General features: G+C 64.2%; 27 protein-coding genes and 2 pseudogenes. 11 read left to right on the top strand and 18 right to left on the bottom strand.

Going from position 1 to position 25,884, the window contains the following annotated elements; genetic code table 11:
- Nucleotides 1-79: 79 nt before the first annotated feature.
- Nucleotides 80-1,240 carry a glycoside hydrolase family 28 protein gene (locus NXY83_RS05570; RefSeq protein ID WP_258805085.1) on the bottom strand — a complete coding sequence of 387 codons (1,161 nt, stop codon included), beginning with the start codon at nucleotides 1,238-1,240 and terminating at the stop codon, nucleotides 80-82.
- Nucleotides 1,241-1,330: 90 nt separating this feature from the next.
- Here NXY83_RS05570 and NXY83_RS21005 point away from each other — a divergent pair.
- Nucleotides 1,331-2,026, top strand: a pseudogene (locus NXY83_RS21005) (alpha/beta fold hydrolase); the annotation flags it as partial.
- A gap of 78 nt (nucleotides 2,027-2,104) precedes the next feature.
- Nucleotides 2,105-2,533: an NAD(+)--rifampin ADP-ribosyltransferase gene (gene arr, locus NXY83_RS21000; RefSeq protein WP_397427594.1), complete on the top strand. Its 429-nt coding sequence runs from the start codon at nucleotides 2,105-2,107 to the stop codon at nucleotides 2,531-2,533.
- A gap of 225 nt (nucleotides 2,534-2,758) precedes the next feature.
- On the opposite strand, the gene NXY83_RS05555 is transcribed toward arr, so the two are convergent.
- Nucleotides 2,759-3,610 (bottom strand): hypothetical protein, encoded by an 852-nt coding sequence (locus tag NXY83_RS05555; protein ID WP_258805084.1) that lies wholly within the window; start codon nucleotides 3,608-3,610, stop codon nucleotides 2,759-2,761.
- Nucleotides 3,611-3,920: 310 nt separating this feature from the next.
- On the opposite strand from NXY83_RS05555, the gene NXY83_RS05550 reads away from it, so the two are divergent.
- The 4 genes from NXY83_RS05550 to NXY83_RS05535 all read left to right on the top strand — a co-directional run bounded on the left by NXY83_RS05550 (nucleotide 3,921) and on the right by NXY83_RS05535 (nucleotide 8,930).
- Nucleotides 3,921-6,683, top strand: a complete 2,763-nt coding sequence (locus NXY83_RS05550; protein WP_258805083.1) for a carboxypeptidase-like regulatory domain-containing protein — start codon at nucleotides 3,921-3,923, stop codon at nucleotides 6,681-6,683.
- A 99-nt stretch (nucleotides 6,684-6,782) separates the two neighbouring features.
- Nucleotides 6,783-7,145 (top strand): PadR family transcriptional regulator, encoded by a 363-nt coding sequence (locus tag NXY83_RS05545; RefSeq protein ID WP_258805082.1) that lies wholly within the window; start codon nucleotides 6,783-6,785, stop codon nucleotides 7,143-7,145.
- Nucleotides 7,142-8,491, top strand: coding sequence for a permease prefix domain 1-containing protein (locus NXY83_RS05540; protein WP_258805081.1), 1,350 nt, complete (start codon nucleotides 7,142-7,144; stop codon nucleotides 8,489-8,491). The genes NXY83_RS05545 and NXY83_RS05540 overlap by 4 nt, the downstream gene beginning before the upstream one ends.
- A 121-nt stretch (nucleotides 8,492-8,612) precedes the next feature.
- Nucleotides 8,613-8,930 (top strand): hypothetical protein, encoded by a 318-nt coding sequence (locus tag NXY83_RS05535; protein ID WP_258805080.1) that lies wholly within the window; start codon nucleotides 8,613-8,615, stop codon nucleotides 8,928-8,930.
- 77 nt (nucleotides 8,931-9,007) lie between these two features.
- On the opposite strand, the gene NXY83_RS05530 is transcribed toward NXY83_RS05535, so the two are convergent.
- The 7 genes and pseudogenes from NXY83_RS05530 to NXY83_RS05500 form a co-directional block, all read right to left on the bottom strand.
- Entirely contained in the window at nucleotides 9,008-9,784 is a 777-nt protein-coding gene (locus NXY83_RS05530) for a type 1 glutamine amidotransferase domain-containing protein (RefSeq protein ID WP_258805079.1), read from the bottom strand.
- A gap of 69 nt (nucleotides 9,785-9,853) precedes the next feature.
- Nucleotides 9,854-10,750, bottom strand: a complete 897-nt coding sequence (locus NXY83_RS05525; RefSeq protein WP_258805078.1) for a diacylglycerol/lipid kinase family protein — start codon at nucleotides 10,748-10,750, stop codon at nucleotides 9,854-9,856.
- Nucleotides 10,751-11,008: 258 nt separating this feature from the next.
- Nucleotides 11,009-11,152 carry an MFS transporter small subunit gene (locus NXY83_RS05520; protein ID WP_258805077.1) on the bottom strand — a complete coding sequence of 48 codons (144 nt, stop codon included), beginning with the start codon at nucleotides 11,150-11,152 and terminating at the stop codon, nucleotides 11,009-11,011.
- A 1-nt stretch (nucleotide 11,153) separates the two neighbouring features.
- Nucleotides 11,154-12,548, bottom strand: coding sequence for an OFA family MFS transporter (locus NXY83_RS05515; protein ID WP_258805076.1), 1,395 nt, complete (start codon nucleotides 12,546-12,548; stop codon nucleotides 11,154-11,156).
- Between the two features lie 164 nt (nucleotides 12,549-12,712).
- Nucleotides 12,713-13,606 carry an EamA family transporter gene (locus NXY83_RS05510; RefSeq protein WP_258805075.1) on the bottom strand — a complete coding sequence of 298 codons (894 nt, stop codon included), beginning with the start codon at nucleotides 13,604-13,606 and terminating at the stop codon, nucleotides 12,713-12,715.
- An 89-nt stretch (nucleotides 13,607-13,695) separates the two neighbouring features.
- Nucleotides 13,696-13,845, bottom strand: a pseudogene (locus NXY83_RS05505) (dihydrofolate reductase family protein); the annotation flags it as partial.
- 93 nt (nucleotides 13,846-13,938) lie between these two features.
- A complete protein-coding gene (locus NXY83_RS05500; protein ID WP_258805074.1) occupies nucleotides 13,939-14,205 on the bottom strand; it encodes a hypothetical protein in 267 nt (88 codons plus the stop codon).
- Between the two features lie 263 nt (nucleotides 14,206-14,468).
- Here NXY83_RS05500 and NXY83_RS05495 point away from each other — a divergent pair, with 263 nt between their 5' ends.
- Entirely contained in the window at nucleotides 14,469-16,010 is a 1,542-nt protein-coding gene (locus NXY83_RS05495; RefSeq protein WP_258805073.1) for an alanine/glycine:cation symporter family protein, read from the top strand.
- Between the two features lie 174 nt (nucleotides 16,011-16,184).
- A complete protein-coding gene (locus tag NXY83_RS05490) occupies nucleotides 16,185-17,189 on the top strand; it encodes a bile acid:sodium symporter family protein (protein ID WP_258805072.1) in 1,005 nt (334 codons plus the stop codon).
- Between the two features lie 11 nt (nucleotides 17,190-17,200).
- On the opposite strand, the gene NXY83_RS05485 is transcribed toward NXY83_RS05490, so the two are convergent.
- Complete coding sequence (locus tag NXY83_RS05485; RefSeq protein ID WP_258805071.1) at nucleotides 17,201-17,641, bottom strand: PRC-barrel domain-containing protein; 441 nt, start codon at nucleotides 17,639-17,641, stop codon at nucleotides 17,201-17,203.
- An 82-nt stretch (nucleotides 17,642-17,723) separates the two neighbouring features.
- Nucleotides 17,724-18,557 (bottom strand): hypothetical protein, encoded by an 834-nt coding sequence (locus tag NXY83_RS05480; protein WP_258806075.1) that lies wholly within the window; start codon nucleotides 18,555-18,557, stop codon nucleotides 17,724-17,726.
- Between NXY83_RS05480 and NXY83_RS05475 the strand changes: the two genes are divergently transcribed.
- The gene (locus NXY83_RS05475) at nucleotides 18,438-18,731 is read left to right on the top strand and encodes a hypothetical protein (RefSeq protein WP_258806411.1); all 294 of its coding nucleotides are present in this window, start codon (nucleotides 18,438-18,440) and stop codon (nucleotides 18,729-18,731) included. The two genes, NXY83_RS05480 and NXY83_RS05475, sit on opposite strands and share 120 nt — an antisense overlap.
- 207 nt (nucleotides 18,732-18,938) lie before the next feature.
- Here NXY83_RS05475 and NXY83_RS05470 read toward each other — a convergent pair whose 3' ends face one another.
- Nucleotides 18,939-19,289, bottom strand: a complete 351-nt coding sequence (locus tag NXY83_RS05470) for an HPF/RaiA family ribosome-associated protein (RefSeq protein ID WP_258805070.1) — start codon at nucleotides 19,287-19,289, stop codon at nucleotides 18,939-18,941.
- Nucleotides 19,290-19,792: 503 nt separating this feature from the next.
- On the opposite strand from NXY83_RS05470, the gene NXY83_RS05465 reads away from it, so the two are divergent.
- Nucleotides 19,793-19,984 (top strand): lipopolysaccharide assembly protein LapA domain-containing protein, encoded by a 192-nt coding sequence (locus tag NXY83_RS05465; RefSeq protein WP_258805069.1) that lies wholly within the window; start codon nucleotides 19,793-19,795, stop codon nucleotides 19,982-19,984.
- A 41-nt stretch (nucleotides 19,985-20,025) separates the two neighbouring features.
- Here the strand turns inward: NXY83_RS05465 and NXY83_RS05460 are convergent, their stop codons facing one another.
- The 3 genes from NXY83_RS05460 to NXY83_RS05450 all read right to left on the bottom strand — a co-directional run bounded on the left by NXY83_RS05460 (nucleotide 20,026) and on the right by NXY83_RS05450 (nucleotide 21,687).
- Nucleotides 20,026-20,226 (bottom strand): hypothetical protein, encoded by a 201-nt coding sequence (locus NXY83_RS05460; RefSeq protein ID WP_258805068.1) that lies wholly within the window; start codon nucleotides 20,224-20,226, stop codon nucleotides 20,026-20,028.
- A 22-nt stretch (nucleotides 20,227-20,248) separates the two neighbouring features.
- Nucleotides 20,249-20,710 (bottom strand): PRC-barrel domain-containing protein, encoded by a 462-nt coding sequence (locus NXY83_RS05455; RefSeq protein ID WP_258805067.1) that lies wholly within the window; start codon nucleotides 20,708-20,710, stop codon nucleotides 20,249-20,251.
- Nucleotides 20,711-20,988: 278 nt separating this feature from the next.
- The gene (locus NXY83_RS05450; protein ID WP_258805066.1) at nucleotides 20,989-21,687 is read right to left on the bottom strand and encodes a hypothetical protein; all 699 of its coding nucleotides are present in this window, start codon (nucleotides 21,685-21,687) and stop codon (nucleotides 20,989-20,991) included.
- Nucleotides 21,688-21,841: 154 nt separating this feature from the next.
- Here NXY83_RS05450 and NXY83_RS05445 point away from each other — a divergent pair, with 154 nt between their 5' ends.
- On the top strand, nucleotides 21,842-23,416 hold the full coding sequence (locus NXY83_RS05445) for a serine hydrolase domain-containing protein (RefSeq protein WP_258805065.1): 1,575 nt from the start codon (nucleotides 21,842-21,844) through the stop codon (nucleotides 23,414-23,416).
- Between the two features lie 12 nt (nucleotides 23,417-23,428).
- Here NXY83_RS05445 and NXY83_RS05440 read toward each other — a convergent pair whose 3' ends face one another.
- From NXY83_RS05440 to NXY83_RS05430, 3 genes are all read right to left on the bottom strand, one after another.
- Nucleotides 23,429-24,373 carry a GmrSD restriction endonuclease domain-containing protein gene (locus NXY83_RS05440; RefSeq protein WP_397427562.1) on the bottom strand — a complete coding sequence of 315 codons (945 nt, stop codon included), beginning with the start codon at nucleotides 24,371-24,373 and terminating at the stop codon, nucleotides 23,429-23,431.
- 141 nt (nucleotides 24,374-24,514) lie between these two features.
- Nucleotides 24,515-25,408: an SDR family oxidoreductase gene (locus NXY83_RS05435; protein WP_258805064.1), complete on the bottom strand. Its 894-nt coding sequence runs from the start codon at nucleotides 25,406-25,408 to the stop codon at nucleotides 24,515-24,517.
- Nucleotides 25,405-25,800, bottom strand: a complete 396-nt coding sequence (locus NXY83_RS05430; protein WP_258805063.1) for a nuclear transport factor 2 family protein — start codon at nucleotides 25,798-25,800, stop codon at nucleotides 25,405-25,407. The genes NXY83_RS05435 and NXY83_RS05430 overlap by 4 nt, the downstream gene beginning before the upstream one ends.
- Nucleotides 25,801-25,884 lie beyond the last annotated feature (84 nt).

The following is a 25,884-nucleotide window of genomic DNA, read 5'->3' as shown; positions in this document are numbered from 1 at the left end:
AATCGGCGTCGACCTAAAGATGGCCCCCATCCGGTACCGCGGATGGGGGCCATCTTTCTACAGGCTCTGGAATCGGATCCTACTTCGCTGGCGCCGGAGTCACGTTCACAAAAGTGTTGCCCGTTGAATGCTGATCAAACCGCCAGGGATTGGCGTTGTTCCGAACGCTCTCGAACGCCACATCGCGGAACGTCGAGTTGGTCAAACCCTTAATGTTCGTGGGGTTGACGTTGCGGAACACCACGTCGTCGAAGGTGAAATTGCTCAACGTCGCCGTCCCTTCGCCAAGGGCGGGTCCTGCCTGGATGTCGATAACCGGCTTACTGTCCGAGACCGCCATGCCGCACGTGGGCGAATTGTTGCCGTCCACCGACACGTTGCGGACAACCACGTCCTTGAACGTGGCGGAATCGGCGGCAACATAGCCTGTGGGTGAGAGGTTGTAGCTGAGCGTCATGATGAACGCGCTGCTGCCCATGCAGGCCATGGCGGTGTCGCGGAAGAGGAAGTCGCGTCCGCCTCCGGCCATGTCGGAGGTGCTCTTCATGCGCAGGCCGCCGGTCTCCACCTTGTACATCACGTTGTCCTCGGCGAGGACCCGCTGCACCCAGGCGGCGGTATTTGAGCCGACTGCCACTCCCCCGTGGCCCATGCGCATGTAGTTGTTGAAGATCCACACATCCTCGCTGGCCCGGCCCTGTGCCCCGTATTTGCCCTGGCCGGCCGCGAAGTTGACCTGGTCATCGCCGGTATCGAAGAAGTTGTTCACCACCATGCCGTTGTGGGTTCCCCCGAACTCAACCCCGTCACCGTTGTTGGTGTTGTAGGTGGTGTGCTTCATGGCGTTCACGGTGGTGTTCTCGCTGTCCAGGATCATCACCCCATGGAAGGCCGGATTGTCCGCGGTGACCCCTTCGAGGTAGAGGTTCTCCACACCCATAAAGGTCATCAGGCTCGAGCGGTACTGGCTGTACAGCACGGAATCTTGCAGGTTTTCCGGCTTGTTGACCACGCCGGTGAGGGATTCCGGGTCTTCTTTTGCATTGCGGAACTGGTTGGCGGCCAGCAGCCCGTCCTGCAGCACCTTGCCTGCATTGCTGGCAATGTACTGCGGGAGCTCGTTGCCTGCCTCGTCCACGATCGACCCGGCAGTGGTGCGCTTCCAGCCGTTTCCGTCCACCACGCCCTTGCCCACGATCCTGACGTTACTGGCAACGGCGCCGGGCTCCCTCCCCTCCATGGACCTTCCGTTGTCTGCCGGCAGGACATTGATCAGCGACGGCGGCCGCCGTCGTACTCCTCTTCCAGCGCCCCGGCGTACCCTGAAGCCATGGAATCCGAGGTCCGGAACCTGTCCCTGCGCACCGGCATCACGGTGCCGTGCCTGATCCAGGGCAACGCGGCCGCGAAACCGTTGCTCCTGCTGCATGCATGGGGCGAATCCCGCCGCTGCTTCGACCGCCTGCTGCCCGGGCTGACCGGCTTCCGGGTCTATGCCCCGGACCTTCGCGGCCAGGGTGAGGCGGACAAACCGGAGGACGGCTATTCCCTGGCGGAACAGGCCGAGGACGCGGCGGCCATCCTGGACGCTGTCGGGGTGGAGACGGCGTTCGTCCTTGGTTCCTCCAGCGGCGGTTACGTGGCCCAGCAGCTCGCTGTGGCGCATCCCGGGCGGGTGGCGGCGATGGTCCTGGTGGGGTCGCCGCTGAGCCTGCAGGGGCGGCCGGCCTTCGCCGAGGAGGTGGACCGGCTGGCCGACCCCATCGATGAGGACTGGGTCCGGGCGTCGCTCTCCTGGTTCACCCTGCACCAGCCGGTTCCGGACTGGTACTTGGAGGACCGGGTGCGCGACGGCGTCCGGATGCCTGCCCACGCGTGGAAGAAGATCCTGGCCGGGCTGGCCGCCGCCCCGCCCACCGAAGCCGGCGCCATCCGGACGCCCACGCTGATCCTCTACGGCGGCCAGGACGACCTGCTGCCACGGCAGGACCAAGAGGTCCTGGCGGAGCGAATTCCGGGGGCCGTGCTCACGGTCTATCCCGACGCCGGGCATCTGGTCCTGTGGGAGTGCCCGGACCGGATCCTGGCCGATGCCGCGGCCTTCCTGCACGCCCTGGAGAACATCCCGGCCGGCCCCAACGACTCCGGGCCCTTCTATCACGGCACCAGGGCCGGCCTGCGGCCCGGGGACCTGCTGGTTCCCGGCTACGCCTCCAACTACGGGGGACGGAAGACCGCGAACCACATCTACTTCACGGCCACCCTGGACGCCGCCACCTGGGGCGCCGAACTCAGTGCGGGCGAGGGGCCCGGCAGGATCTACCGGGTGGACCCCACCGGCCCTTTCGAGGACGACCCCAACCTGACCGACAAGAAGTTCCCCGGCAACCCCACCCGGTCATACCGCACCCGCGAACCCCTCCGCGTGCTCGGCGAGGTCCCGGACTGGCAGCCGCACTCCCCCGAGGCGCTGCAGCACATGCGCAACCACCTGGAGGAACTGAAGCGGCAGGGCATCGAGGCCATCGACTAATGGAACGGCGTTTTTGGTCCCCACTGCCCCCGCCGCTCCACGCGAGCTGGTAACGGGCCAGCTCATCAGCCACGAACATGCGAGCTCGGGAACGGTCAGGATCCTCGAGCCCGCTGATGGGAGCCGGATTCTCCGGCTGGAAGGCCTGGATACGTCTGATGGGGCCGACGGCGGTGGCTGGTTAGTCAAAGTCCTGCGGGCGTCCCCGCGCCGAGGGGCCCGCGCCTAAACCGTGATGACAAACGACACCGCGGCGACGAAGGCCGGAAGTGCCAGGAGGGCGGCCAGCGCGAGGAACGCCCTCCCAGCCCACAGATACCTGGGAGACAACATCCTGTTTCGACCACCCGCCATCACGCCTGGCCATGCCAAGACGAGCAAAGCGCCAAGCAGGATCAGCACTGCCGCCGGCGGAAAGACGATGATCGTCAGGAGCGGCAGGTAGGCCGGAACCGTCCGACGCGTGAACAGCGGCAGCCGTTGGCTGTACCAGCCAGCCGCAGCTGCCACGATTGCCCCGGTCAGAACGGCGAGGAGGATAAAGAGCAGCACGGACAACCATCCCGGGCCGATGAACGTGAAGTCGACGTTGCTGGTCCTGAACGGTTCAACACCCGCCCCGAACACGACGATTCCCAAAAGCCCTGCCAAGGGACCGGAGAGCCTTCCGTGCGGAAGCAACCGGTGGATGGTGAGGTAGATCAGCGACGCTACAAACGCCGTCGGCATTCCACCGAACAGCAGCAGCGCCAGAGTGCCGTCTAAAGTAATGAACCCGACGTTGGCCTGGGCCTCTGTTAGGCGGCCCTGCGCCGAATCCGGGGAAGTGGCCGCCAGGATCCGCATCAGAAGACGACCACCGGGCCAGGTCATGAGCAAACCGGTGATCAAGGCGGCAAAGCACCAAAGATCCGCCCACCAGAAGTATCGGCGCATTGCAGCAGCCCTGGCGGCTCGACCATCCCGGTATGGCCCGCCGCCGGCGGGCGGTTTGATCGCCATGCCGCCCCAACGGACGATCAGCCACATGCCGGCCAGGAACAGCAGCACCGAACCCGCGATGATGGCAATTGTCATCGGACGCCGCCTGGGGCCATCGCCACATCTGCCTTTGTGGCCATGCAACTTTCCGGGAACATTTTTTCGGCCTCCGCGGTCACCACGGCTAACAGTTAGGGCATGCAGTTTCCTCCACGGCCCGGCCCGCGTCAATGCACCATCTGGAAGCAGGTACCGGCGTTTTGCACCTGTGGTGCACCCGCTCCGTGAAACCGATTCCTGTCACTTGATGCGGGACTCCCCTACTGGGCCCTAGACTAGGTTTTGCTGCTCTGGGAGGCAGCAATTGGGGGTGCGGCTTTGGCCGCCGTGATTGAAAGGCGGCGGCGTGTTTCGCACCGCGTCACTGAAATTTGTTGCCGGAATCTCCGCTGCGCTGGTCGCACTCAGCGGCATTGGGCCTGCTGCTGCTCAGTACAATCCTGTCGCGTACATCGAGGGCGTGGTGTCTGCCCCGCCCGGCACCACGCTCGACCAGCTCCAGGTTCAGCTCCATGACATCCAGAACTACCAGGGACATACCGCGGTTCCTGTTGGAGCAGACGGTCGTTACAGGGCGCCCTACAGCTGGCTTCAGCACGCGAACATCAAAGTCCTGGGTGGTGCCAGCGGCTTGGCCGACACCTGGTACGGCAACGTTTCCCGGCAGGAGGACGCAACAAACATTCCTGTTGGCGGCAGGACCGTAACTGGCGTGGACATTGTCATGTCCTCCGGTTCCGCCATCACCGGGGTTGTCTCGGCGCCTGCAGGTACTGACCTCACTGCCCTGACCGTCGTTGCCGCCAGCGAGTTCATGTCGCCCCACCGCACGACGTTTCCAGCCACCATCCGGTCTGTTGGAGTTGCCCCCGACGGCAGCTACCGAATTGCGGGCCTCGGCGCCAATACCTACACCGTTCAGGTCCAGGCCGGGACTAACCCCTTGCTGGAAACCTGGTATGGCAGCGGATCGGACGAGCAAGCAGCCAAGCCAGTGCACGTCGCAACCGCGACAGACACTTCCGGCATCAACATAAATATGCTGAAACCGGCCAGCGTCAGCGGCACTGCCGTGTTTCCGCCGGGGTCGACGCCTGAGCCCGGCTTCGTCACTCTGTACTCCGAAAACGGCAACAAAATAGCCAGGACTACCTTTGGCCCCGATGGCGCATTCCACTTCCCCCAGGTATCGCCAGGTCCCATCAAATTATCCTTCGGCGGCAGCGCGCCACAGTCCGGTTTCGCCTCCATGTGGTATCCCACCGCGGGCCAATTTGCCTCAGGCGAACCGCTCAACCTGGCACCGGGTGAATCGCGTACAGACCTGAAACTCATCATGACACCGGCGGGCTCGATCACCGGGACCGTTTCCGGGACCGAGGGTGCCACGGTGGGAGTCAGGCTCCTGGACTCGCTGGGCCGCCTTGTCAGTTCAGCCCAGACCGACGCCGCCGGCAAGTACGTCTTGGGACGGATCGGGCCGGGAGCCTTCAAGGTGCGGTTCGGTGATGTGGGGTACCGCTCCACCTCGGCACCACTGATGCCACAGTTTTATCCGGGAATTGCCGAAGGTGCCCGATACACCGCAGGTGCGGACGTAACGGTTGCCCCAGGACAGGCAACGGCTGGAATTGATGCCGCCATGACCCGGGGTGGCGCCATTTCAGGCCTCATCCTCGACACCCAGGGCGTGCCTCTCGCGTCGCACTCGGTCAACACAGTTTCGCTGAATGGTTCAGTGGAGGAACGCTCAGCCTGGACGGACACGGCCGGCAGATTCTCCATCTCCGGGCTTTCCGACGGTGACTACATCCTGGAAACAAACTTCGACCCCTATTCCAACAGCCTCTACCCTCTCGGCCATCTGTATTCCGGAAATGTCCGTGAGCGCCCAAAGGCCCAGACACTCTCCATCCGCAACGGCCAGCCGGTGGACGCCGGGACGCTCTCCTACGCCACGGCGGGCCGGACGCCGTCCCCGGACGCTGGCAAGTTCACGCCGGTTTCCCCCACCCGGATCCTCGATACCCGGACAAGGCTCCTTCCCGTAGGCCCCAACACCAAGCGGATCGTGGAGGTGGCAGGAAAAGCCGGCATCCCCGCCGATGCCAGCGCGGTGGCCCTGAACCTCACTGTCACCGAGCCGTCGTCGTACGGGCACGTCTACGCAGTTCCTTTCGGGGCACTGACGCCCGACACCTCCAACGTCAACTACGACCAGCAGGAAACCGTACCCAACTACGTTATTGTGCCCATCAAGGACGGCAGGATTGCCCTCGGCAACGAAGGGCAGGGAGCTGCCCACCTGATTGCCGACGTCGCGGGCTACTTCACCGGCGGCATACCAGCCGACGCCGGGGCCTACCATCCACTCACGCCGTTCAGGGCGGCCGACAGCCGCGGTACGGGCGGGACTCCAGGCGGCCAGCAGTTCGATGTGCAGCTGGCGGGCCTGTCCAAAATGCCCAGTGACGTCGGGGCTGTTGTGGTGAACCTGACAGCAGCCCGCGTCTGGTCCTGGGATCCCAGATCGCAAACCAGTTATGGCCACTTGACCGCATTCGCCACCGGAACCGCCCGGCCTGCAACCTCCAACGTGAACTACGACTGGACCACCGGTGACACCCCAAACCTAGCCGTCGTTCCGGTGAGCGCGGACGGGAAGATCAGCATTGCCAACACCTCACCCGGATCGGTGGGCATCATTGTTGATGTGATGGGGTACTTCAGGAACGGCGAAGCCACCACCGCCGGTACCTACCAGTCCGTGGCACCCAAACGCCTGCTCGATACCCGCCAGACCCCTGCTCCCGTAGGTGCAGGCAAGGACATACATGTGGCCGTGGCCGGAGCGAACACCATCCCGACGGGCGCGAAAGCGGCAATGGTGAATCTGACTGCAACGGAACCGAAGTCGTACGGCCACCTGACGGCGTATCCCGCGGGCAAGGCTTTGCCTTCCACCTCAAACGTCAACTACTCACAAGGCCAGACGGTAGCCAACTTCGCCGTCGTCCCCATCGGGGCCGACGGCAAAATCAGCGTCCGCAACACGTCCGGCGACCAAACTCACGTCATCGTGGACGTGGTGGGGTACATCCTGGGGTAATGCCCACGGGACGGCGGGAGCTGGCGGGACCGCGGCCTCTTGCTATACCTAGAGCTGCTATGGTCCAATGCCTTACAGCTATAGGTATAGGGAGGCGCCATGCGCATCGATAAGGACTTAGTGGCGGCCTCGGCCACCCCGCTCGTGCTGGGGATCCTGATGGAGGGCGAACTGTACGGCTACGCGATCCTCAAGCGGGTGGGTGAGCTGTCCGGCGGAAGCATGCAGTGGACCGACGGCATGCTCTATCCGCTGCTTCACCGGCTGGAACGGTTGAACTACGTGTCGTCGTCGTGGGGCACCTCCGACGCGGGGCGCCGGCGCAAGCACTATGCGATAACGCCGGCGGGCCGGAATGCACTCGCCGACCGGCAGGTGCAGTGGTCCGTCGTCTCTGCCGCACTGCGTCAGGTCTGGCAGGCGGCCGGGCAGCCGCCCGCCCTGGCGGCGGGAGGGGCATGATGGAGACGCACCCGGAACTGGAGGCCCAGATCGAGCAGTGGCGCGGCTATGTCCAGCGCCGGAAAGCGATCTCCGCCGCGGACATTGACGAACTGGAGGACCACCTGCGCGGGCAGATCGCCGACCGCCAGGCGACCGGGCTCGACGACGAGGAGGCCTTCCTCGTCGCGATCAAGCGCCTGGGCAACCTCGACGCCGTCTCGCGCGAGTTCGCCCGCGAGCACTCCGACAGGCTATGGAAGCAGCTCGTGCTCGTCCCGGAGGACGCCGACAACGCAGCTACGCCTTGGCGCGAGGTGGCGGTGGTCCTCGCTTTCGCAGTAGGGGCAGGCATCGCGGTCAAGTCCGGGCTGTACTTGCTCGACGGCGGCGCAGCCCAGGTGCGCAACCTCGGCCTGCTGGTCTTCCCGTTCCTCGCAGGCTACTTCGTGTGGACCCGTCGGCTCAGCCCGCGTGTTGCAGCGATGCTCCTCATCCCCTTCGCCGCGCTGGCGATCGTGGTCAATGCCTACCCCTTTGCCTCCGGCGGCTCCACGGAGCTTCTTGCCATCCTGCACGCCCCAGTCGTCCTGTGGCTGCTGGCCGGGGTGGCATATGCGGGAGGAAGGTGGCGTTCGGGCAGCAAGCGCATGGACTTCGTCCGGTTCACGGGCGAGCTCGGTATCTATTACACCCTCCTTGCCCTGGGCGGCGCCGTTTTGGTGGGACTTACATTCGCGGCCCTCCAGGTGGCAGGGGTTGACCTCGAGCCGGTCCTGGCGGAGTGGATCCTGCCGTTCGCCATGCCGGGGGCGCTCATCATCGCCGCATGGCTCGTCGAGGCCAAGCAGAACGTGGTTGAGAACATCGCCCCCGTCCTCACCCGGGTGTTCACGCCCCTGACCATCGTCATGCTGTTGACCCTCCTGGGCGTCTTCACGGCCGCGGGAGGACTCGTGGACGTCAACCGGGACCTGCTGATCCTCATGGACGCGATCCTCGTGCTGGTCCTGTGCCTGCTGCTGTACTCACTTTCCGCCCGCGATCCGCTAACACCCCCCGGCCTGCCGGACGCCCTGCAGTTGGTGCTCGTCGTCGCGGCCCTCGCAGTGGACGCCGTGATGCTGACAGCAATGCTTAGCCGCATCGCCGAATTCGGTTCCAGTCCCAATAAAATCGCCGCCCTCGGCCTGAACCTCCTGCTGCTGGTGCATCTGGCCGTGGCGGGCTGGCTCAACGCCGGATTCCTGCGCCGGCGGCGCCCCTTCACAGCGCTGGAGCGCTGGCAGACGCGGTACCTGACGGTCTACGGCGCGTGGGCTGCGATCGTGGTCGTGGCCTTCCCGCCCATGTTCGGCTTCTCCTGATCGGTTGCCCCAGCGGACCGCTGCACGGCGCGGCAAAATAGGGGCATTTCTCCCCTTTGCACCGCCCGACGCCGGGACTAGCCTGATCCGCACCAGCGTCCACCGCAGCGAAGGAGCCGTCATGGCCGGGTTTGTGCAGATCATCGAATTCAAGACCTCCCGCATCGAGGAGATCGAAGAGCTGGGCCGTCCCTCAAGAACCGGAGGAAGCACTCCGGCCACGTTCCGCCGCATTATTGCCACGGCGGACAGGGACCACCCAGGAACCTATTTCACCATCGTCGAGTTCGATTCCTTTGACTCGGCGATGGAGAATTCCGGCCGGCCCGAAACGTCGGAGTTCGCTGCCAAGATGGCGGCACTGTGCGACGGACCCGTGACCTTCCACAACCTTGATGTCATGTGGGAGGACACCGGAGACGGTGCGGAAAACGGCTAGCAACAGGGCATGGCTGCTGTCAGTCCGACGGCCACCCCGTCATAGGGGTGGCCGTCAGTTTCAGTGCTTTGTTGGGGTTAGTGCTCCGCTTCTGCGGCGGCCTTCTTGGCGCTTTTTTCGGCGTCTTTCTCGGCACGCAGCGCCTGCGCGTCGTGCTGTTCCTCTGCTTTCTCCTGGTGGATGACCTCGGCGAAGAGCTTCTCCATCTCCTTGGCCACCCCGGCAGCTGAGGCCGGGTTCTGGCCGGTCACCAGCCGGTCATCAACCACCACCTTCTCCTCAAAGACATCAGAGGAGACGTGTGTTGCGCCCTGTTCCTCGAGCCGGTCTGCCAGGAAGAACGGGATGACCTTGTCTTTCCCTGCGGCAACCTCCTCGTCGTTGGTGAAGGCGGCCACCTTCCGGCCCTCGACGAGGCGAAGTCCGTTCTCCAGTTCCACGTTCAGCAGGCCGGCCGGTCCGTGGCAAACCGCGCCTACCAGGCCGCCATTGTTGTAGACGCTCGCCACCAGATTCTGCAGGCCTTCGCTGTCCGGGAAGTCCCACATGGTGCCGTGGCCGCCCACGAGGTAGACGGCGTCGTACTGGTCCGGATCAACGACGTCCACGCGGGCCGTGTTGTAGAGACCGGCGCGCGTGGTCTCATCCTCCGTGAAGGCGACCTGGATGGGATCCTTCGAGTCCACGTCGTCGCGCGGGGGCTGGCCGCCCTGGATGGACGCAAAGTCGACGAAATGCCCGGAATCCTTGAACACCTTCCAGGGATGTGCAGCCTCGGCCACGTTGTAGCCGGTCTTCTCTCCCGTATCGCCGATCTCGGAAACGCTGGTCAATACCATGAGGATTTTCTTCATGAAGTGCTCCTTTTCGTCCACCTCCCACCCTACGCCCAGCCCAATCTGGGCCCACGGCTTTGACAGGAGTCAGATCGTGGCGAGGGCGCCCCTGGCACTTTCCACCAGAACATGGGTGCCTGCCTGAACATGTACCACTTCGCCGTCAATCTGGCACGGAACAGCATTCCGCGTCGTGAAGGCATAGCTGCTGACGCTGGGTTGATGCCCCAGTCCCAGTGTGACGGCCCGAAGGGTCATCAGCGCCATCTTCCATAGTCCGGCATGGGGCAACGCCACCACTTCGAAGTGACCATCGTCCGGGTGGTGCGACTCGCTCACCGTTCCATACTTCGCCATCCTCGAAATGTTAGCCAGGATCAGGCTGTCGAACTGCGCAGTTGCCCCGTCATCCCGCACGAGCTCAAACGGCCTCAGGTTGGAAAGCGTCCGGGCCACGGAGAGGAGTTCGAGGACTTTCCCCTTCCCGCCTTTTTCGATCCCGATCGCCATCAACGGCGTGAGCCCGAATCCCACATATGAGTGGGCGTACTGGACCTGCTCCCGCTGTGCGCCGCGGAACGTTATGCGCAGCAGGTCGATGTGACGGACGTGGCTCCCGCGAATGGCCTCAGTAAACGGCCTTACCGGCCTGCTCCTGTGATGATCGTTGGCGTTACCTGCAGGAAGCACAGTGCACACCGCCCTGCTGGCGGGAACGTCCATCACGCCGTTGACAACCTCGTTGTATCCGCCGTCGCCGCTGACTGAAACTATGAGCGGCGCTCCTCTCACGGCCACGGACCGCGCAAGATCGCGGGCGTGCCCGGCAAAGTCCGTCGGCAGCAGTTCAATTGGCAGACCCGGCAGATCAGTGGCAAGATCACGCTGCAACTCATCAATCCGCGTGGCCATTCCGGCTTTGCCCGCATTGAAGATCAGAACCACGCGGTCAAATGGCACGGCAGGTGCCAGGCCATCAGCCATGTGCCCATCCTCCCCGGTTGTGGTTTAGTCCAGCCTAGCCGCGCACACCCATTTCACCATCGTCGAGTTCGATTCCTTTGACTCGGCGATGGAGAATTCCGGCCGGCCCGAAACGTCGGAGTCCGCTGCCAAGATGGCGGCACTGTGCGACGGACCCGTGACCTTCCACAACCTGGATGTATGTGGGAGGACACCGGAGAAGGTACGGACAACGGCTGAAAGCAGGGCATGGTTCCCGTAAGCCCGGAGCGGATGCCGTTATCCGAACAGCGCCGCAACCCTGGTCAGAGTCTGAAAGACCCCGTAGGCCAGCGGGATTCCCACCAGCGCCCAGGCCACGGTGAGTTTGCCGGGAGATACTTTCGCGCGCGCCTGGGCGCCGGGGGTATGTGCTGTGCTCATCTCAGGCCTCCAAGGCAGGTTCGTGTGCCCGTCCGCGGTCGGGGCGGGGTTCGTGGAATCGTGCGTCAACGGGCTTGACCATCAGGTTGGCCAGGAAGCCGATCACCAGCAGCACCACCATGGTCAGCAGCGCGGGCTGGTAGGACACAGCGTTGAGCTGCCCGGGCTTTCCCTGTGCGTCCAGGAAGGCGTTGACGATCAGCGGCCCGGCAACCCCGGCGGCGGACCAGGCGGTCAGCAGCCGGCCGTGGATGGCGCCCACCTGGTAGGTCCCGAAGAGGTCCCGCAGGTAGGCCGGAACAGTGGCGAACCCACCGCCGTAGAAGGAAATGATGACAAACGCGAGCGCCACGTACAGGACGGAGGTGCTGGAGCCGGCCAGCGCCAGCACGGTGTAGAGGACGGCGCCGACACCCAGGTACACCATGTAGATGCGCTTGCGGCCGGTGATGTCGGAGGTGGAGGACCATACGAAACGGCCCACCATGTTGCCGATGGAGAGCAGCCCCACGAAGCCGGCGGCGACGGCGGCACTCACGGTGGAGACGCCGTCGGGCTGGCGGAAGAAGTCCTGGATCATCGGCGCGGCCTGCTCCAGGATGCCGATGCCCGCGGTCACGTTGCAGAACAGGACAATCCAGACCAGCCAGAACTGCCTGGTCTTGATTGCGTTCTTTGCTGAGACGTTCTCCCTGGTGACGAGCTTGGCGGCTTTGACCCTGGAGGGGTCGAATCCGGACGGCTTCCAGCCCTCGGCAGGGACCTTGATGGTGAAGGCGCCGAACAGCATGTACGCGAGGTAGACGACGGCGAGGGTCAGGAAAAGCCTGCCCACGGCATCACCGCTGGCCACCCAGTCCGCGGCGCCGGAGTTGGGATCGTACAGTTTGAGCAGCGCCGTGGAGACGGGGCTGGCGATCAGCGCGCCGCCGCCGAAGCCCATGATGGCCATGCCGGTGGCCAGGCCCGGCCGGTCCGGGAACCACTTTATCAGGGTGGACACGGGCGAGATGTAGCCGATGCCAAGCCCGATGCCGCCCACCACGCCGTAGCCGAGGTACACGAGCCACAGCTGCTGCGTGAAGATGCCCAGCGATCCGATCAGGAAGCCGCCGGTCCAGAACATGGCGGAGGTGAACATGGCCTTGCGCGGCCCGTTCCTGTCCACCCAGGTGCCCATGACGGCGGCGGACAGACCCAGCATCACGATGGCGATGGAGAAGATCACGCCGATCTCGGTCAGGCTGGCATCGAAATGCTTGACCAGCGCCGTCTTATAAACGCTCGTGGCGTAGGCCTGGCCGATGCAGAGGTGGACGGCGAGCGCCGCGGGCGGTACCAGCCAGCGGTTGAACCCCGGCGGGGCAACAGTTCGTTCTCGGTCCAGCCAGCCCATAATGCTCCCTTGCTCTTCAAAGGCGTGTCCTATTGCCGCCCCGGCGCATACCCCTCCAGAGGAAAAAGTCCCCTTATAGCGCCGCGGCCTCCGGCAATCATGATGCAAATGCTCAGCAAACTTACCTTCTATGCGGCAGGCGGTAGAAAGTGCGCGGCGAACGGTTAGTCCGTTTTCTTGAGTTGGGAAAGGACGGAAGCTGAATTGTCGGCGCGCCGTCGTCGTACGCCCACCGTGACACCGACGGAGGCGGCACTGACCAAAACCAGGGCTGTGATCTCGCGGGGGCCAAGCGCCTGGCCCAACACCAGCAAGCCGGCGAGTGCGGCCACGGCCGGGCCCAGTGCGGAGAGGACGCCGAAGACGCGGGTGGATAGCCGCCGCAGCGCGAGCATCTCCAGGCCATAGGGAAGCGCGCTGGACAGCAGCGCCACACCCACAAAGACCGGCAGCACCAGCGGTGAGGCCACCGCTCCGCCCATCGCAGCCGTTGCGCCAAAAGGCAACGCGAGGACCGCGCCGATCGCCATGGATACTGCCAAGCCTTCGACGCCGGGCACCAGCCGGCCGACGCGTGCACTGGCGAGGATGTAAACAACCCAAAAGGCGCCCGCGCCGAGCGCGAAAAGGATACCCGCGAGCGAGAGGTCGCTGCCGCCGTCGAGCCCCAGGAGAACAACTCCCGCGAACGCCAACAGTGCCCATGCCGCGTCGGCAAGGCGCCGCGTCTGCACAAGGGCAAGCAGAAGAGGCCCGGTGAATTCAAGCGTCACGGCGACACCTATCGGAATCTCACCGATGGCCAGATAGATCAGGGTGTTCATTCCAGCCAGCGCGACGCCCAACACTGTTGCGGCTGCCCACTGCTCCCGCGTCCATCCGCTGACCTTCGGTCGCACGGCGACCAGCAGGATCAGGGCGCCGAAGATCAGCCGGAGAAGCGTTGCGCCTGTGGGACCCACAACTTCGAACTGAGTCTGGGCCAACGCTGCACCGAACTGAACAGATAGTACAGCGGTGACCATCAGCACCGGAGCGGGAACGGAGGAGGTGCGCATACCTTCATTCTGCATGGCTTACCCGCGGCGCTTTACCAGCGCGCGTTCTTGGCTCAACGTGGAGGATGGTTCCCCGGAAGGAACCGCGCTCAGCGCCTAGTCTCGTACCTGCGGAGGACCACGCCGCCGGGACACGTCCGCGTCTCCACCAGGTCCAGGTTCACCCAACTGTCCAGCGCGGTGAAGAACGGCGCGCCGCCGCCCACCAGGATCGGATAGGTGGCCAGCGCATACTCGTCGCGGGAAACTCCCCGGTGCGCGCGCTGACTCGCTGGTAGTCCCCGTGCTCGCGGCGCAGCACCGGGTAACCTTTGTCGCCGCTAAGACGCCGGCTACTCCCCCATGCCCGGGTGCACCGGAACAAAATCAATCTTGTTGCCCGAGTTCGACCGGCCCGCAGGCGTCCTGGAGTATCCCCGCGCGTCGAGGTCGTTCTTCGCGCGGAACTCGGCGAGCGCTGTGTCGTAGGCGTTGTTGAGGGCCTGGCCCGAGAACTCACCGGTGCTGCCGTCGTTGAAATTGATGGTGATGCGGACGCTGGCGGGGTAGCGCCGGTTCATCCGGATGAAGCCATCTGCGTCCTGCTGGAGAGTGATCAAGGAAGTCTGCTTTCGTTGTGGGGCCAGACTCCAGTCTGGCTCAGATTGCGCCGTGCAGATACCAAAACCACCAGCCAGGCAGGCTACATATTATTCGCCAGAGTGTGCCGCAAAGCCGCCGAAGAGACGGCCAAATGGACTAGCACCGGTACTTTGTGCGACACTTCACACGTTTTGGTGTGGTGCGCGCCACTACGTCCACCCGACCGCGCGCAGCACCAGCCGCATTGCCCCACGCTCTTTCATGGAGGGAACCCACACCTATGAGCGATGTCCTGTCAGCCATCAATAACGTGATCTGGAGCGACTGGCTTGTCTATCTCTGTCTCGCCACCGGCGTCTACTTCTCCGTCCGCTCACGCTTCCTGCAGGTGCGGCACGTCAAGGGAATGATCCAGCAGCTGGTGCGGGGTGAGAAGTCAGCCTCCGGAGTCTCCTCGTTCCAGGCGTTGGCGATGTCCCTGTCCGGCCGCGTCGGCACCGGCAACGTCGCCGGCGTCGCCACCGCCATCGCCTTCGGCGGACCGGGCGCCCTGTTCTGGATGTGGGCGGTCGCCTTCCTGGGCGCGTCCACCTCGTTTATCGAGTCGACCCTTGGCCAGATCTACAAGACCCGCGACCCGCTGACCGGCGAGTACCGAGGCGGCCCGGCCTACTACTTTTCCCGCGCGTTCGCCCACACCAAGGGCGCCGGTTTCTTCAAGGTCTACGGCTACGTCTTCGCCGCCGTGACTGTCCTTGCCTGCGGGGCCCTGATGCCGGGTGTCCAGGCCAACTCGATGGCCACCGCGATCAGCGGCGCATGGACCCTCGAGCCGTGGACTGTCGCCGTCGGTTCCGTCATCCTTTTGGCCTTTGTCATCATCGGCGGCGTGAAGCGCATCGCCAGCGTTGCGGGGTTCGTCGTGCCGTTCATGGCCGCCGGCTACATCATCCTTGCCCTGATCGTCGTCTTCCTTAACGCCGGCCAGCTGCCGGAAATCCTTTCGCTGGTGTTCCGCAGCGCGTTCGGCATGGATTCCGCCCTCGGCGCCGTCATCGGCCTGGCCGTGATGTGGGGCGTCAAGCGCGGCGTCTACTCGAACGAGGCCGGCCAGGGAACCGGCCCGCACGCCGCGGCCGCCGCCGAGGTGTCGCACCCGGCAAAGCAAGGCCTCGTCCAGGCCTTCGCGGTGTACATCGACACCCTGTTCGTGTGCTCGGCCACCGGCTTCCTGATCCTCTCCACCGGCGCCTACCGTGTCTTCTCCGGAGGCACCGAAGACGGCGAGGTCCTCGTGGAGGGCGGCCTGCTTTCGGCCACGGCCACCGTCGGGCCCCAGTTTGTGCAGACCGGATTCGACTCCGTCTTCCCGGGTTTCGGCGCCGCGTTCATCGCGGTCACGCTGATCTTCTTCTGCCTGACGACTGTCATCGCCTACTACTACATGGCGGAGACCAACCTGCGCTTCCTCGTGGGCAACTCCTCGAACAAGCTGGTTCCCGGCGTCCGGGTCAGCGTGGGCCGCATGACCACCATGGCCCTGCAGGTGGCGATTCTCATCGCCGTGGCCTACGGCTGCGTGAACACCGCCGCCGACGCCTGGACGATGGGTGACATCGGCGTCGGCCTCATGGCCTGGCTGAACATCCTGGGCATCCTGATCCTGCAGAAGCCCGCATTCAAGGCGCTCAAGGACTTCGAACGGCAGCAGAAGCTCGGCCTCGACCCCGTCTTCGACCCGAAGCCCCTCGGCATCGTTGGGGCCACCTTCTGGGAGTCCTACCAGCCGGCCATCCGCGAGAAGGAATCCGCGCGGATCTAGTGCGCAGAGCACCGTGCGCCGCGTCGTTCACGCGGCGCACGGTCACCCCCTACCGCCACCCGGACGGCCGGTGACGTAAACGCGGAACTGCCCCCGGCGCCGTCGTACCTCCCGCTGCGTCATCAACCCGCACTGATTCCGGGAGCATACCCGCACTGTGATAATCCGGTAGGTATGTCTTCTTTATCCGAATCTTCCACGCCGGCATCCGCCGCGGAAGAACGCAGCGCCCGCATCGCCGTCACACTTTTCCCCGTACTGATCCTGGCCGGAGGCGCCGTAGCACTTGCCGCCCCAACAGCCTTCACCGGGCTGGGTCCCTGGATCACGCCCCTCCTGGGACTCATCATGTTCGGCATGGGGCTGACACTTACTCCCCCTGACTTCGCCGTCATTGCCAAACGCCCTGTCCCGGTGGTGATCGGAGTTGTGGCCCAGTACGCCGTCATGCCGCTCCTGGGCTGGTTAATCGCAGCTGCACTGGGGCTCCCGCCGGCGCTGGCCGCGGGCGTCATCCTGGTGGGCTGCTGCCCCGGCGGAACTGCTTCGAACGTGGTGTCCTACCTGGCCAGGGGTGACGTCGCCCTGTCCGTGGCGATGACCACCGTGTCCACGCTGATCGCTCCCCTGCTCACCCCGGTGCTGGCACTGTGGCTGGCCGGCCAGTACATGCCGGTGGACGCCGGTTCGATGGCGTGGTCCATCGTCCAGATCGTGCTGTTCCCCGTGCTGCTGGGGCTTGTCATCCGGTTCTTCCTGCCGCGCCTCGTCAACCAGGCCCTGCCTGCCCTTCCCTGGATTTCGGTACTCGCCATCACCGTTGTGGTGGTTGCGGTGGTCGCCGGAAGCGCCAAGGCCATCTTCGCAGCCGGCCTGCTGGTCCTCGCGGCCGTTATTCTGCACAACAGCCTGGGATACGCCCTCGGTTACGGTGCCGCCCGTTTGTTCCGGCTGCCGATTCCCTCCAGGCGCACCACTGCCGTTGAGGTGGGCATGCAGAATTCAGGCCTTGCAGCAGGGCTGGCACGTCAGTATCTGACTCCCGAAGCAGCTCTGCCCGGTGCTATTTTCTCGGTCTGGCACAATGTTTCCGGCGCGGTGCTGGCGGCTTACTGGCGCCGTCGCAGCGCTCCTGCCCTGCGCGGCGGCGAGCCGGCCCCGGTGGCTGTTACGGAGTAAGCGCCAACGGTCTAGGCAGCCACGAACTTCCGCAGGCGTGTCCGGCGGGGCTCTTCCTTGCGGGTCCCGCCGTGCAGCTGCTCTTCCGAGGGGGGCAGCTCCTCATCCGTGGTGGAGCCCGTGTTCCCGGCGCCGGCGCTGAGCCCGTAGTAGCTGTAGAGGCGGTCTTCCTCCTCCGGCTCCAGGTGACCGTCCGGGGCGATGCGGGGCGCGTCCCTGACCTTGTCCTTGCTGTAGGGAACAAGGATGTCCTTGCCGTCCTGGGTTGCGGAGTCCAGTGGGGCGAAGGATTCCTGGTTTCCAAAGAGCCCGGTCTGGACCGTAACCCAAGTGGGCTCTGAGGTCTGGTCATCGAGGTAAATTTGTCCGATGAATCCGATGTTGCTTCCGTCGGAGTCAACGACGTTGCCGCCGGCGGCGATCAGTGCAGAAAGTTTCTCGGTGCTAATCATGGTTTCTCCTTCTCGTACTGCTTGTCGCGGCTCTCCCCATCCTTCCCAGGGCCAGCGAAGGATGGGGAGACACATCGGTTCTTCAGTAGCGCAGGAGGGCTACCGCATCCGTTTCCTTGGGGAGTTCATCCACTGACATAACGTGGACATCCCCTCCGTTTTGGAGTGTGTTCATGGCAGCGATGCCTAAAAGGTCCTCCCCCTCGGATTCATATTCGGGCCCTGTCTCGAGGGCGTCAGCCTCGCTGTCGTAGTGCCCCCAGACCGGCTCGCCGTCGTGAAGGAGTAAGGTGCCGATCCGGCCCTGGTGTGACGCCCGTACTATGTCCTCGAGACGGCTCGTGGCTGTGTGGTCGCCCCGGCCCAGGAGTTCAGCTGCGCTGGCCAGGGCCTCAACGCGTCCGCTGTCCAGACGCTCCTGTACCTGCGGGTAGGCCAGGCCGTGCAGCGCCGAAGCAGCGAGTGCGTGCGGATTGATCTCAACCACCCCTGCCAGGAGCTGGCCAAGGTGGCTCGCCTGCTGGAAGTGCCCACCAACTTCAGCATCGGCGACGAGTACCAGGGGCTGGGGGTCCGCGGCGAGGCGGCTTTCCACGGCCTTGGCCACATCCGCGACGTATTCCAGCAGGCGCGCTTTCTTGAAATCGGGTGGGCTGTCCCCGTAAACCTGCGCATTCGGAATGTTCGCTGCTCCTACATTTGGACGCGCGGGAGGGCTTGCCTGCAGCGGGTTTTCATAATCGTTTTCCACTGAAGACCTCTCGGGAAGGCCGGCAGTTTTTTCCTCAACCAATTCGTGCCGGGACCCGCTGAAGAGAGCAGCTTTATCGGCCGTGACCGTCAGGACGGAGAAGTGCCCGTCGGCCGCCAGTATGGGCAGCAACGGCCTTATGTGAAATTTCGCACCGACAACCACGCGTTCCTCGAGGGCAAGGGGCACCCGGTATTCATTTGTTCTATTCTCATTGATGAAAAGAGCCAATCCAGTGCTCTGGTGCTGCCAGAAATCACGGTCATCCAAAAGATCCGTGGCGGGCTCAAGAATGGTATCGGCGTCTGCTTCGGACATGCCGGCCGCAGTGAGCTTTGACCGGGCGCCGGCCAGGAGGTTCTTCAGGCGGATGGGGTCCTGCCGTACATCTTTCCCTTTGGGATGAGTCGGCATAAAAATCGATACAGCAGTGGCTGACTTGGTGGTCATGAGTCGGGTCAGGTCGGTTTGCGTGAACAACTTAGGGTCCTTTCGGCAAGCGTTCGATGCCGCTCTTTGGGAGGGCTGACTGGAATGGCGGAGCCGTCACGAAGCCCCGGGCCCTCCCATCGGCTGGTTCCCTTTGCGCCTGTCCAGCTTGCCCAGCTTGCTGGTGAGGAGATTGGAGAGCTTGTCAGCTGCTCCCGCGTAGGCTTCCTCCAAGGAGTCTGCGTTATGAGAGACAGCCACCGGTTGTTGTCCTGCTACCCGCGCCTCCATCGTGCACCGTTTGTCCCCGCCGCCTGATTTGTCTGCGTTTTCATCGGCAAGGTGCACCTCCACCCGTGTGATCTGATCGACGAAGCGGGAAAGCGTATTACTGACAGTGGATTCGATCTCGCTGGTCAATCCTTCACTGCCGTCGACGCTGCTGTTTGTGCTGACCTGAATTTGCACGGGCGATCTCCTTCTCTCGTCTTCCAACAACATGCAGGGCAAGTCGTGAACACCGGGTGAGTCGATCCGCCGGTACTCGCCTGCGGGCCCTGGCTGGTTACTGGCTGGTCATTCGATCCTAGGTGGGAGGAAGGAGTGTGGCCAGCAGGCCCAGCCCGAACACCTCCCAGCACCGCCCCCTGAGTAACGGGCCGGTAAAAGGCCCAGGACGGCCGTTGCGATCAAATTACGGGTGTTGAGCTGCTCTCAAGGGTCCGCGTAGCGTGGAAAGTGAGGAAGTCGACGAAGGGCGTGGAAACATGCAAACCGATCCTCTAGTGGCCGAACATTCAATACCACCCAGGCCGGCAAGGCCGCCGTCGGTAGGTCCCCGCCCGGCTGCTAAGACAGGCACCTCCGAGCCGCCCCAGGTCACCCGGGCCGGTGTCATCTGGGTCGCGACAATAGCCACGCTTGTGCTCCTGATTCTGATGATCGTTCTCATCCTTCAGAACCAGGGCTCTGTGAGCATCCAGTATCTCGGCCTTGCCGGGGCCCTGCCACTGGGTCTGGCTCTCTTGATCGCCGCCGTTTGCGGAGGAGTCCTGGTGGCCATTGCCGGAGCGGTCCGCATCGGCCAGCTGCGTATGACCGCGAAGCGCAGTCGCCCCGATGCACGCCCGCCAGCACGGGAACGCGGTCCCCGGCACCGCTAAAGAGACACCGCTAAAGAGACACCGCTAAAGGCCGGCTTGCGCTATTGCGGTTTGACCCCGGAGGCAACGATGTAGGAATCGCCCTCCCACTGCTGGTGAAGGGCTTCATCCAGGTCGATCCCGGTCTCCTTCTCTACTTCCGCTGCATCAAAACCCCTGTAGACGATGCCGGTGACATTGACCCTTTCGGCTGGTTCCGCACCGGCAACGTCGGCTTTGTGCAGGATCAGAAGTGGATCCACCAAGGGTTGGTCAGGATGGCGTTCATGGCTTTTTCCTCTCACTTCCTGGGCGTTCCGGGGTAGTAGTTCCGGGGTTATAGGGGAAACCGCCGTAGACGTAGCCCGGGTTCCAGTACGGGGAAAAGCCGTAATAGCCGTAGACACGTTCGTAGTAGGACCGGTCTTCAGCCAGTTCGGGATCGTACTCCGGCGCCCCGGCAACGTGCTCACGGGTACGGTCAATGAACACCACACCGTCCTGAATGTTGGTCACCGCGTCCACGGGGATGAAGGTTTTGTCCTTGCCGATTCCCAGGAACCCTCCGGAGGCGACGATGAGGAACCTGACTTTTTCCTCCTCGACATCGACCAGGAGTTCCTCCACCTGGCCGATTTCCTCGCCGGATTCGGTCCTGACGGTGTAGCCGCGGATGTCGTCTGCCGTCCTTGCGACCGTTTTGTCCGTGTCACCCAGCTTTACCAGTTCGCCTGAATGTTGTCCCATCGTGGTGCTCCTATCGCTCTTCCGTGGCCGTAGCGTGCGATCATCACTCACGTTCCACGCTAGGCGGGGCTCCGGACCCGTTCAACACACGTGACTGAAATGCAACAGGCCTCAGGACGTCATTGATTCCCCTGTTACTGGAGTCCATGCCCTCGGCAATGGCACGCCGCCCTGTCGGCAACCGCCGTGCGACTGAATCTATTGCTGTCAGCAGGGTTCGTGGGATAACCGGATCTGGCCGCCCCCCCCAATTGCGGCCAGTCCGGTCCGGTCAGGTATTAGCGGAGGACGCCGCACACTGCGGGGTCGGTAGCTTCGGCGGGCAGGTCGTCGCTCAGTTCGCTGCCGCCCTCGGGGTCACTGAAGTTGTAGGTCCCGTTGCCGTCGTAGTCCAGGCCGTGGATAACCAGGACGCCTTCGCCGTCCCGGATGGAATCGGCGATCTGCTTGGCTGTTCCGAGCCCGCCTGCCCCCGGGTAGCCGGTTCCGGCGACGTCGGTGAATTCAATATTGTCCCGGCTGTAATTGAAGACGCCGTCATGGGCTACGGGGAACCGGGCTACATCCAGGAAGCTGGCAGGCGTGGTGTCCCCGGTCGTGTTCAGCGACACGACCACGGGCCCGTACGCTGGTACACCTTCAACAGTATTGATGCGTCCGTCCTTGTTGGCGTCCTGGGCCAGGGTGGGGCACTCGTTCAGGGCGTCGTTGCCGTAGTGGATGTGCTGGGCGTGGGGTGCATCCGGGGTCAGGCCAGTGGCGTGAACCTCGATGTGTTCGATCTTCTGGTTTTTCACGACGGCGGTGGCAGTACCGGAAGCACCGGAACCGTTCAATTCAGTAAGGACGGCTGTGAGCGTCACTGGCTTGTCCATCCCCTTATCGTTCTGGGCCAGGACAGGGCCTGCACCCATTGACACTGCTGTCAGCACCGCTGCTGCTGCTCCGCCAAGAACCAGTTTCGATTTTCTTTTCATGTTTTCGCTCCCTATCCAGGGGCTACCAATGGGTTCAGTAGTCGCAAAGTGATTCGCACCACAGGCCCGGCCAGGATGGGTGATCACGAGGTGTTTGTTTTCCGTTTCATCAGGCCATACCGTGAAGGGACGCCCAGCCGAAGCAGGTGCAGCCATGCGAACTACCTGGTCATCGCGCTGCTTGCTGCTGTGCTTCCTCCTCGTAGGGATTCTCGGCAGCGCCACTGCGCCGCCGACGGCCGCGGCGCTGGAAGCCGGGCCCGCTGTCGTCCCCGACCAGGCATTTGAAGCGGTGGACGCCTTCGTGCAGGAGCAACTGGACGCCATCGGCCTCCCGGGCGCCGCCGTCGTCGTGGTCCAGGACGGCGTGCAGGTCCACTCCGCCGCGTTCGGCCGGGCGGATGATTCGGGCCGTCCGATGACCGCCGACACGCCTGTACTGCTCGCCTCGACCACCAAGTCCCTCACCGCCATCGCCGTGATGCAGCAGGTGGAGGCCGGCCGGCTCCGCCTGGACGAGCCGGTGCAGGCCTACCTGCCCTGGTTCACGATGCGGGACAGCCGAGCCTCCGGCATCACCGTTCGCCACCTGCTGCACCAGGCCAGTGGCATGGCCGCCAAGGACACGGCCTTCGAAGGCTCTTTCGCGCAGCATCCGGAGGCCATCGAAGAAGGCGTCCGCAACCTCGCCGATTCCCCGCTGGCGGGAGTCCCGGGTGAAGCCTTCGGCTACGCCAACGCAAACTTCAACATCCTGGGCCTCCTGGTCCAGGAAGTGACCGGACAGCCGTTCGGGGACTACATGCGCCAGCACGTCTTCGAGCCGCTGGGGATGGACCACAGCCACCCGGCCCGTTTTGCTGCCCGCGCCGACGGTGCCGCCGCCGGGTACTCGCTGTGGTTCGGCACCTTCTGGCAGCAGACGGAGGTGCCCGCTCCGACTACCGGGATGCCGTCGAGCACCATGTATTCCTCGGCAAATGACCTGGGCCGGGAACTCATCATGCTCCTCAACGAGGGACAGTACCGGGACCACCGCGTCCTACAGCCCGAAAGCGTACAGACCATGCTCCGGCCAGAGGTCCCCGTGGACGGGTCAAAGATGTACGCGATGGGGTGGTTTACCCGCCCGCTCGTGGAGTCCGTCGGACCCGCTGAACCCGTTAATGAAGCAACCCTGCCGCTCCTCGCGGAGCACCAGGGCGAATGGGGCAACTCGCACACCTACCTGGCGATGGTCCCGTCCTCCCGCCTGGGTGTCGCGCTGGTCATCAACGCGAATGACACGGCGGCGCCGTCCCGCTTGAAGGCGATAGACACCAACATCCTGCGCATTCTCCACGGGCAGGCTCCGGTGCCGGCAGTTATCCAGGAGGACTGGCTGCAGCGCTACAGCTGGGCAGTGTCGCTGGCACTGTTGCTGGCGGAGCTGCTCAGCCTGTGGCTCGCACTTCGGGTTTTGCTCACGACACGTGGAACATCCGGCGGCGGCGGGAGATGGCGCCTGCCGGCTGTGGGCCTGCCAGCGCTCGCCCTGGACGGCCTCGCCCTGTGGCTGTGCTTCATCTACGCCCCCGCCAGGTTCGACACCGGCCTGGCCGTCATCATCCGCCAGTTCCCTGACGTCGGCGTCATGCTGGTGCCGGTGCTCGGCCTTGCCCTCTTCTGGTCAGTCCCCCGGACCCTGTGGCTGCTCCTCCGCCTGAAGGCGCATCCCCGGGAGCGGTAGGATCTGCAGCGCCTACTGGCAGGCGACCCCGTCCGAGTTGCCGTCCAGCCCTGCCCGGTAGCCGGGCTGATCCGCGTACAGGGGTGCGGCACCTGCCGCCCGGACGGCATCGCAATTCGCGTAGTAGACAGGAGCCGGGGCGGCGGACCCAACGGTTGCCGGCGCAGGCTGGCCGGGGCAGCCGGAGAGGATGCCGGCGATGGCGTCGTGCTCGGCCTGCGTCACCCACAGGCTGTACCGCGCTTTCACGGAGACCTGCCTGGCGACGTACTCGCACCGGAAGCCCTTGTTGGACGGCAGCCAGGTGGCCGCGTCGCCGTCGCCCTTTTGCATGTTGGTGGGGCCGTCCGTCGCCTGGAGGTTCAGCGGATCGTTGGCGAGCGCCGTCCGCTGTTCCGTCGTCAGCTGCTGCGCGCCCTTTTGCCAGGCGTCGCTGAGCGCCACCACATGGTCGATCTGCACGGCGCTGCTGGTGGTTGTGCCGCGGAGGAAGTTGATGGTGCTGCCCGTGTAGGGATCCGCGAGGACTCCGCTCTGGACCTTGCACGGCACGCTGTTGGTGAACGTCAGCTCAGTCAGGTCCCGCTGGAGGATGTCATTACGGGTGTCGCGGCCGTTCCGGTCAACGTCCGCCCACGTGGGACCGAACAGCGCCCGCTCATATCCCGTCTTGGGCGCCCGGCCCTTGATGGGCAGGGTGGCCAGCAGCTCTGCGGCCTCCTCGGTAGTGGCCGCGGACCCGGCAGCTGCCGTGGAGCTGACCGCGGTGAGGGCGGTGGCTGGCGCACCTGCCGTGAAGAGCGAAAGGAGCATGGCAAGAACGACGGCGGCCGTGCCGCCTTTCGCGGGCAGCCATGCCCGGGAGCCGGAAAAGGAGGTGTGGTTGGACATGCGGTTCCCCAGTTGTGTGTTCACGAAAATTAGCAGGCGCAGCTGCACCGTGGCTTGTTTGGCCACGATGAGCCTATTGGCCTGAGCCGGCCAAAAGTGCCTGTTTCAGCGGAACTGGGGCAAATTTGCTGGAGTCCTGTGCGGATCCTGCGTTGGCGTGAAGGGACGGTCCAATGAGCTCGTCCGGAAGTGCCCGGACAGGAAGGTTCACGCTTTGTCGAAGGCACTGGCCGGGGCGGCTGAAGACTCCAGTACGAAGTGGTGCACCCAGGTCCGAAGGGTAGTGGGCTCCACTCCGTAGCTTGCAGGGAGGTCGCCCATGTCCAGCCTTGAGTCGTATGTCTCCAGCAGCGCGAGAAAGCCGGTGAGCAAGTCCGGCATACCGGAAACGGGCTGTCCCGGGGGAACGGTTTGTACCGGAATTGGCCGCCCCAGTTCGAGCTCGAAGGCCGCCACGACATCACGCCAGGAGACCGGCTCCGGGCCGCCGAGGACAAGCAGCCGGCCATCCCGCTCCGGATGCTCCACGACGGCAACCACGTACTGTGCCACGTCATGCATTGCCACAAGGGAGTGCACACGCCTGCCCTCCCCCACGAGGGTCACCGACTGCCCCGCTAGAGCCGGTAATCCAACCACAATGACCGGCAATTTATCCATAAAGAGGTTGGGCTGGATTATTGTCCACGACATCCCGCTGTTGCGAAGCAGCTGCTCGGTCTCGCCTTTGGCGGCCATGAAGGGATTGGCGTTGCCGGGGCTGGCGCCGAGGTTGGACAGGAAGACGAACCGACGGACGCCGGCATTGCCGGCTGCCTCGATCAGGTTCCGGTTGCCGAGGCGGTCTACCGACTCCACGGTGTCCGTGCCGCCGCGCGCGGAGGAGTTTGCGGTGGTCACTACCGTGTCGACACCGGCACAAGCCGCCAGGAGTGACCCGGGATCTTTGAGGTCACCGGCCACAGGTTCAGCGCCCGCCCTCACGAAGGCCTCGTATGCCGAACCTTCACGCACCAGGATGCGGACCTGGAACCCTCTTTCGATGAGTGCTTGAGCAATAAGGCCACCCAACTGGCCGGTGGCCCCGACGACAAGAATCATGATGTTTCCTTCTCCCTTGACTCCTGAGCTGTGCCCAGCACACGGCTGACTGCTGCGTTGACGTCACCGGTGGCATACTCCACCGGCTCGAGATAGAACCGGGCCGAGGAGATGAGCTCGTCGGCCACGGCGAAGATGACTACTCCCCGCATCAAGAAAGGAGCCCCATCGGTTCGGGTCCCGGACATCTCCCACTCGGTCCACAGGGCGTCACCGTGCCCGACGCTGCTGGGCACCCGTGCGGAAATATCAGGAACCCGGGAAAAGATCTCCGTCCAGTTTTGACGCACCTGATCCCGTCCGCGGAAGCCGCGTTGGGGGTGGGCGGGGGTCTCATTGAGATAGTCGCTGGCAAAACATGCAACGAGCTCGTCCAGCTTGTGGGCGTTCACTGAGAGGAGTAAACGCTCCAACACTTTTCCCGCGGCATCTGCTGTGGGCATCATTCCGACTCCCCGAATGAATTTGATACAGTC

It is taken from the genome of Pseudarthrobacter sp. NS4 (assembly GCF_024758005.1).
Lineage (GTDB): Bacteria > Actinomycetota > Actinomycetes > Actinomycetales > Micrococcaceae > Arthrobacter.
Note: the sequence above shows the minus strand (reverse complement) of the source record. Positions and strands in the feature narration are given on the sequence as shown.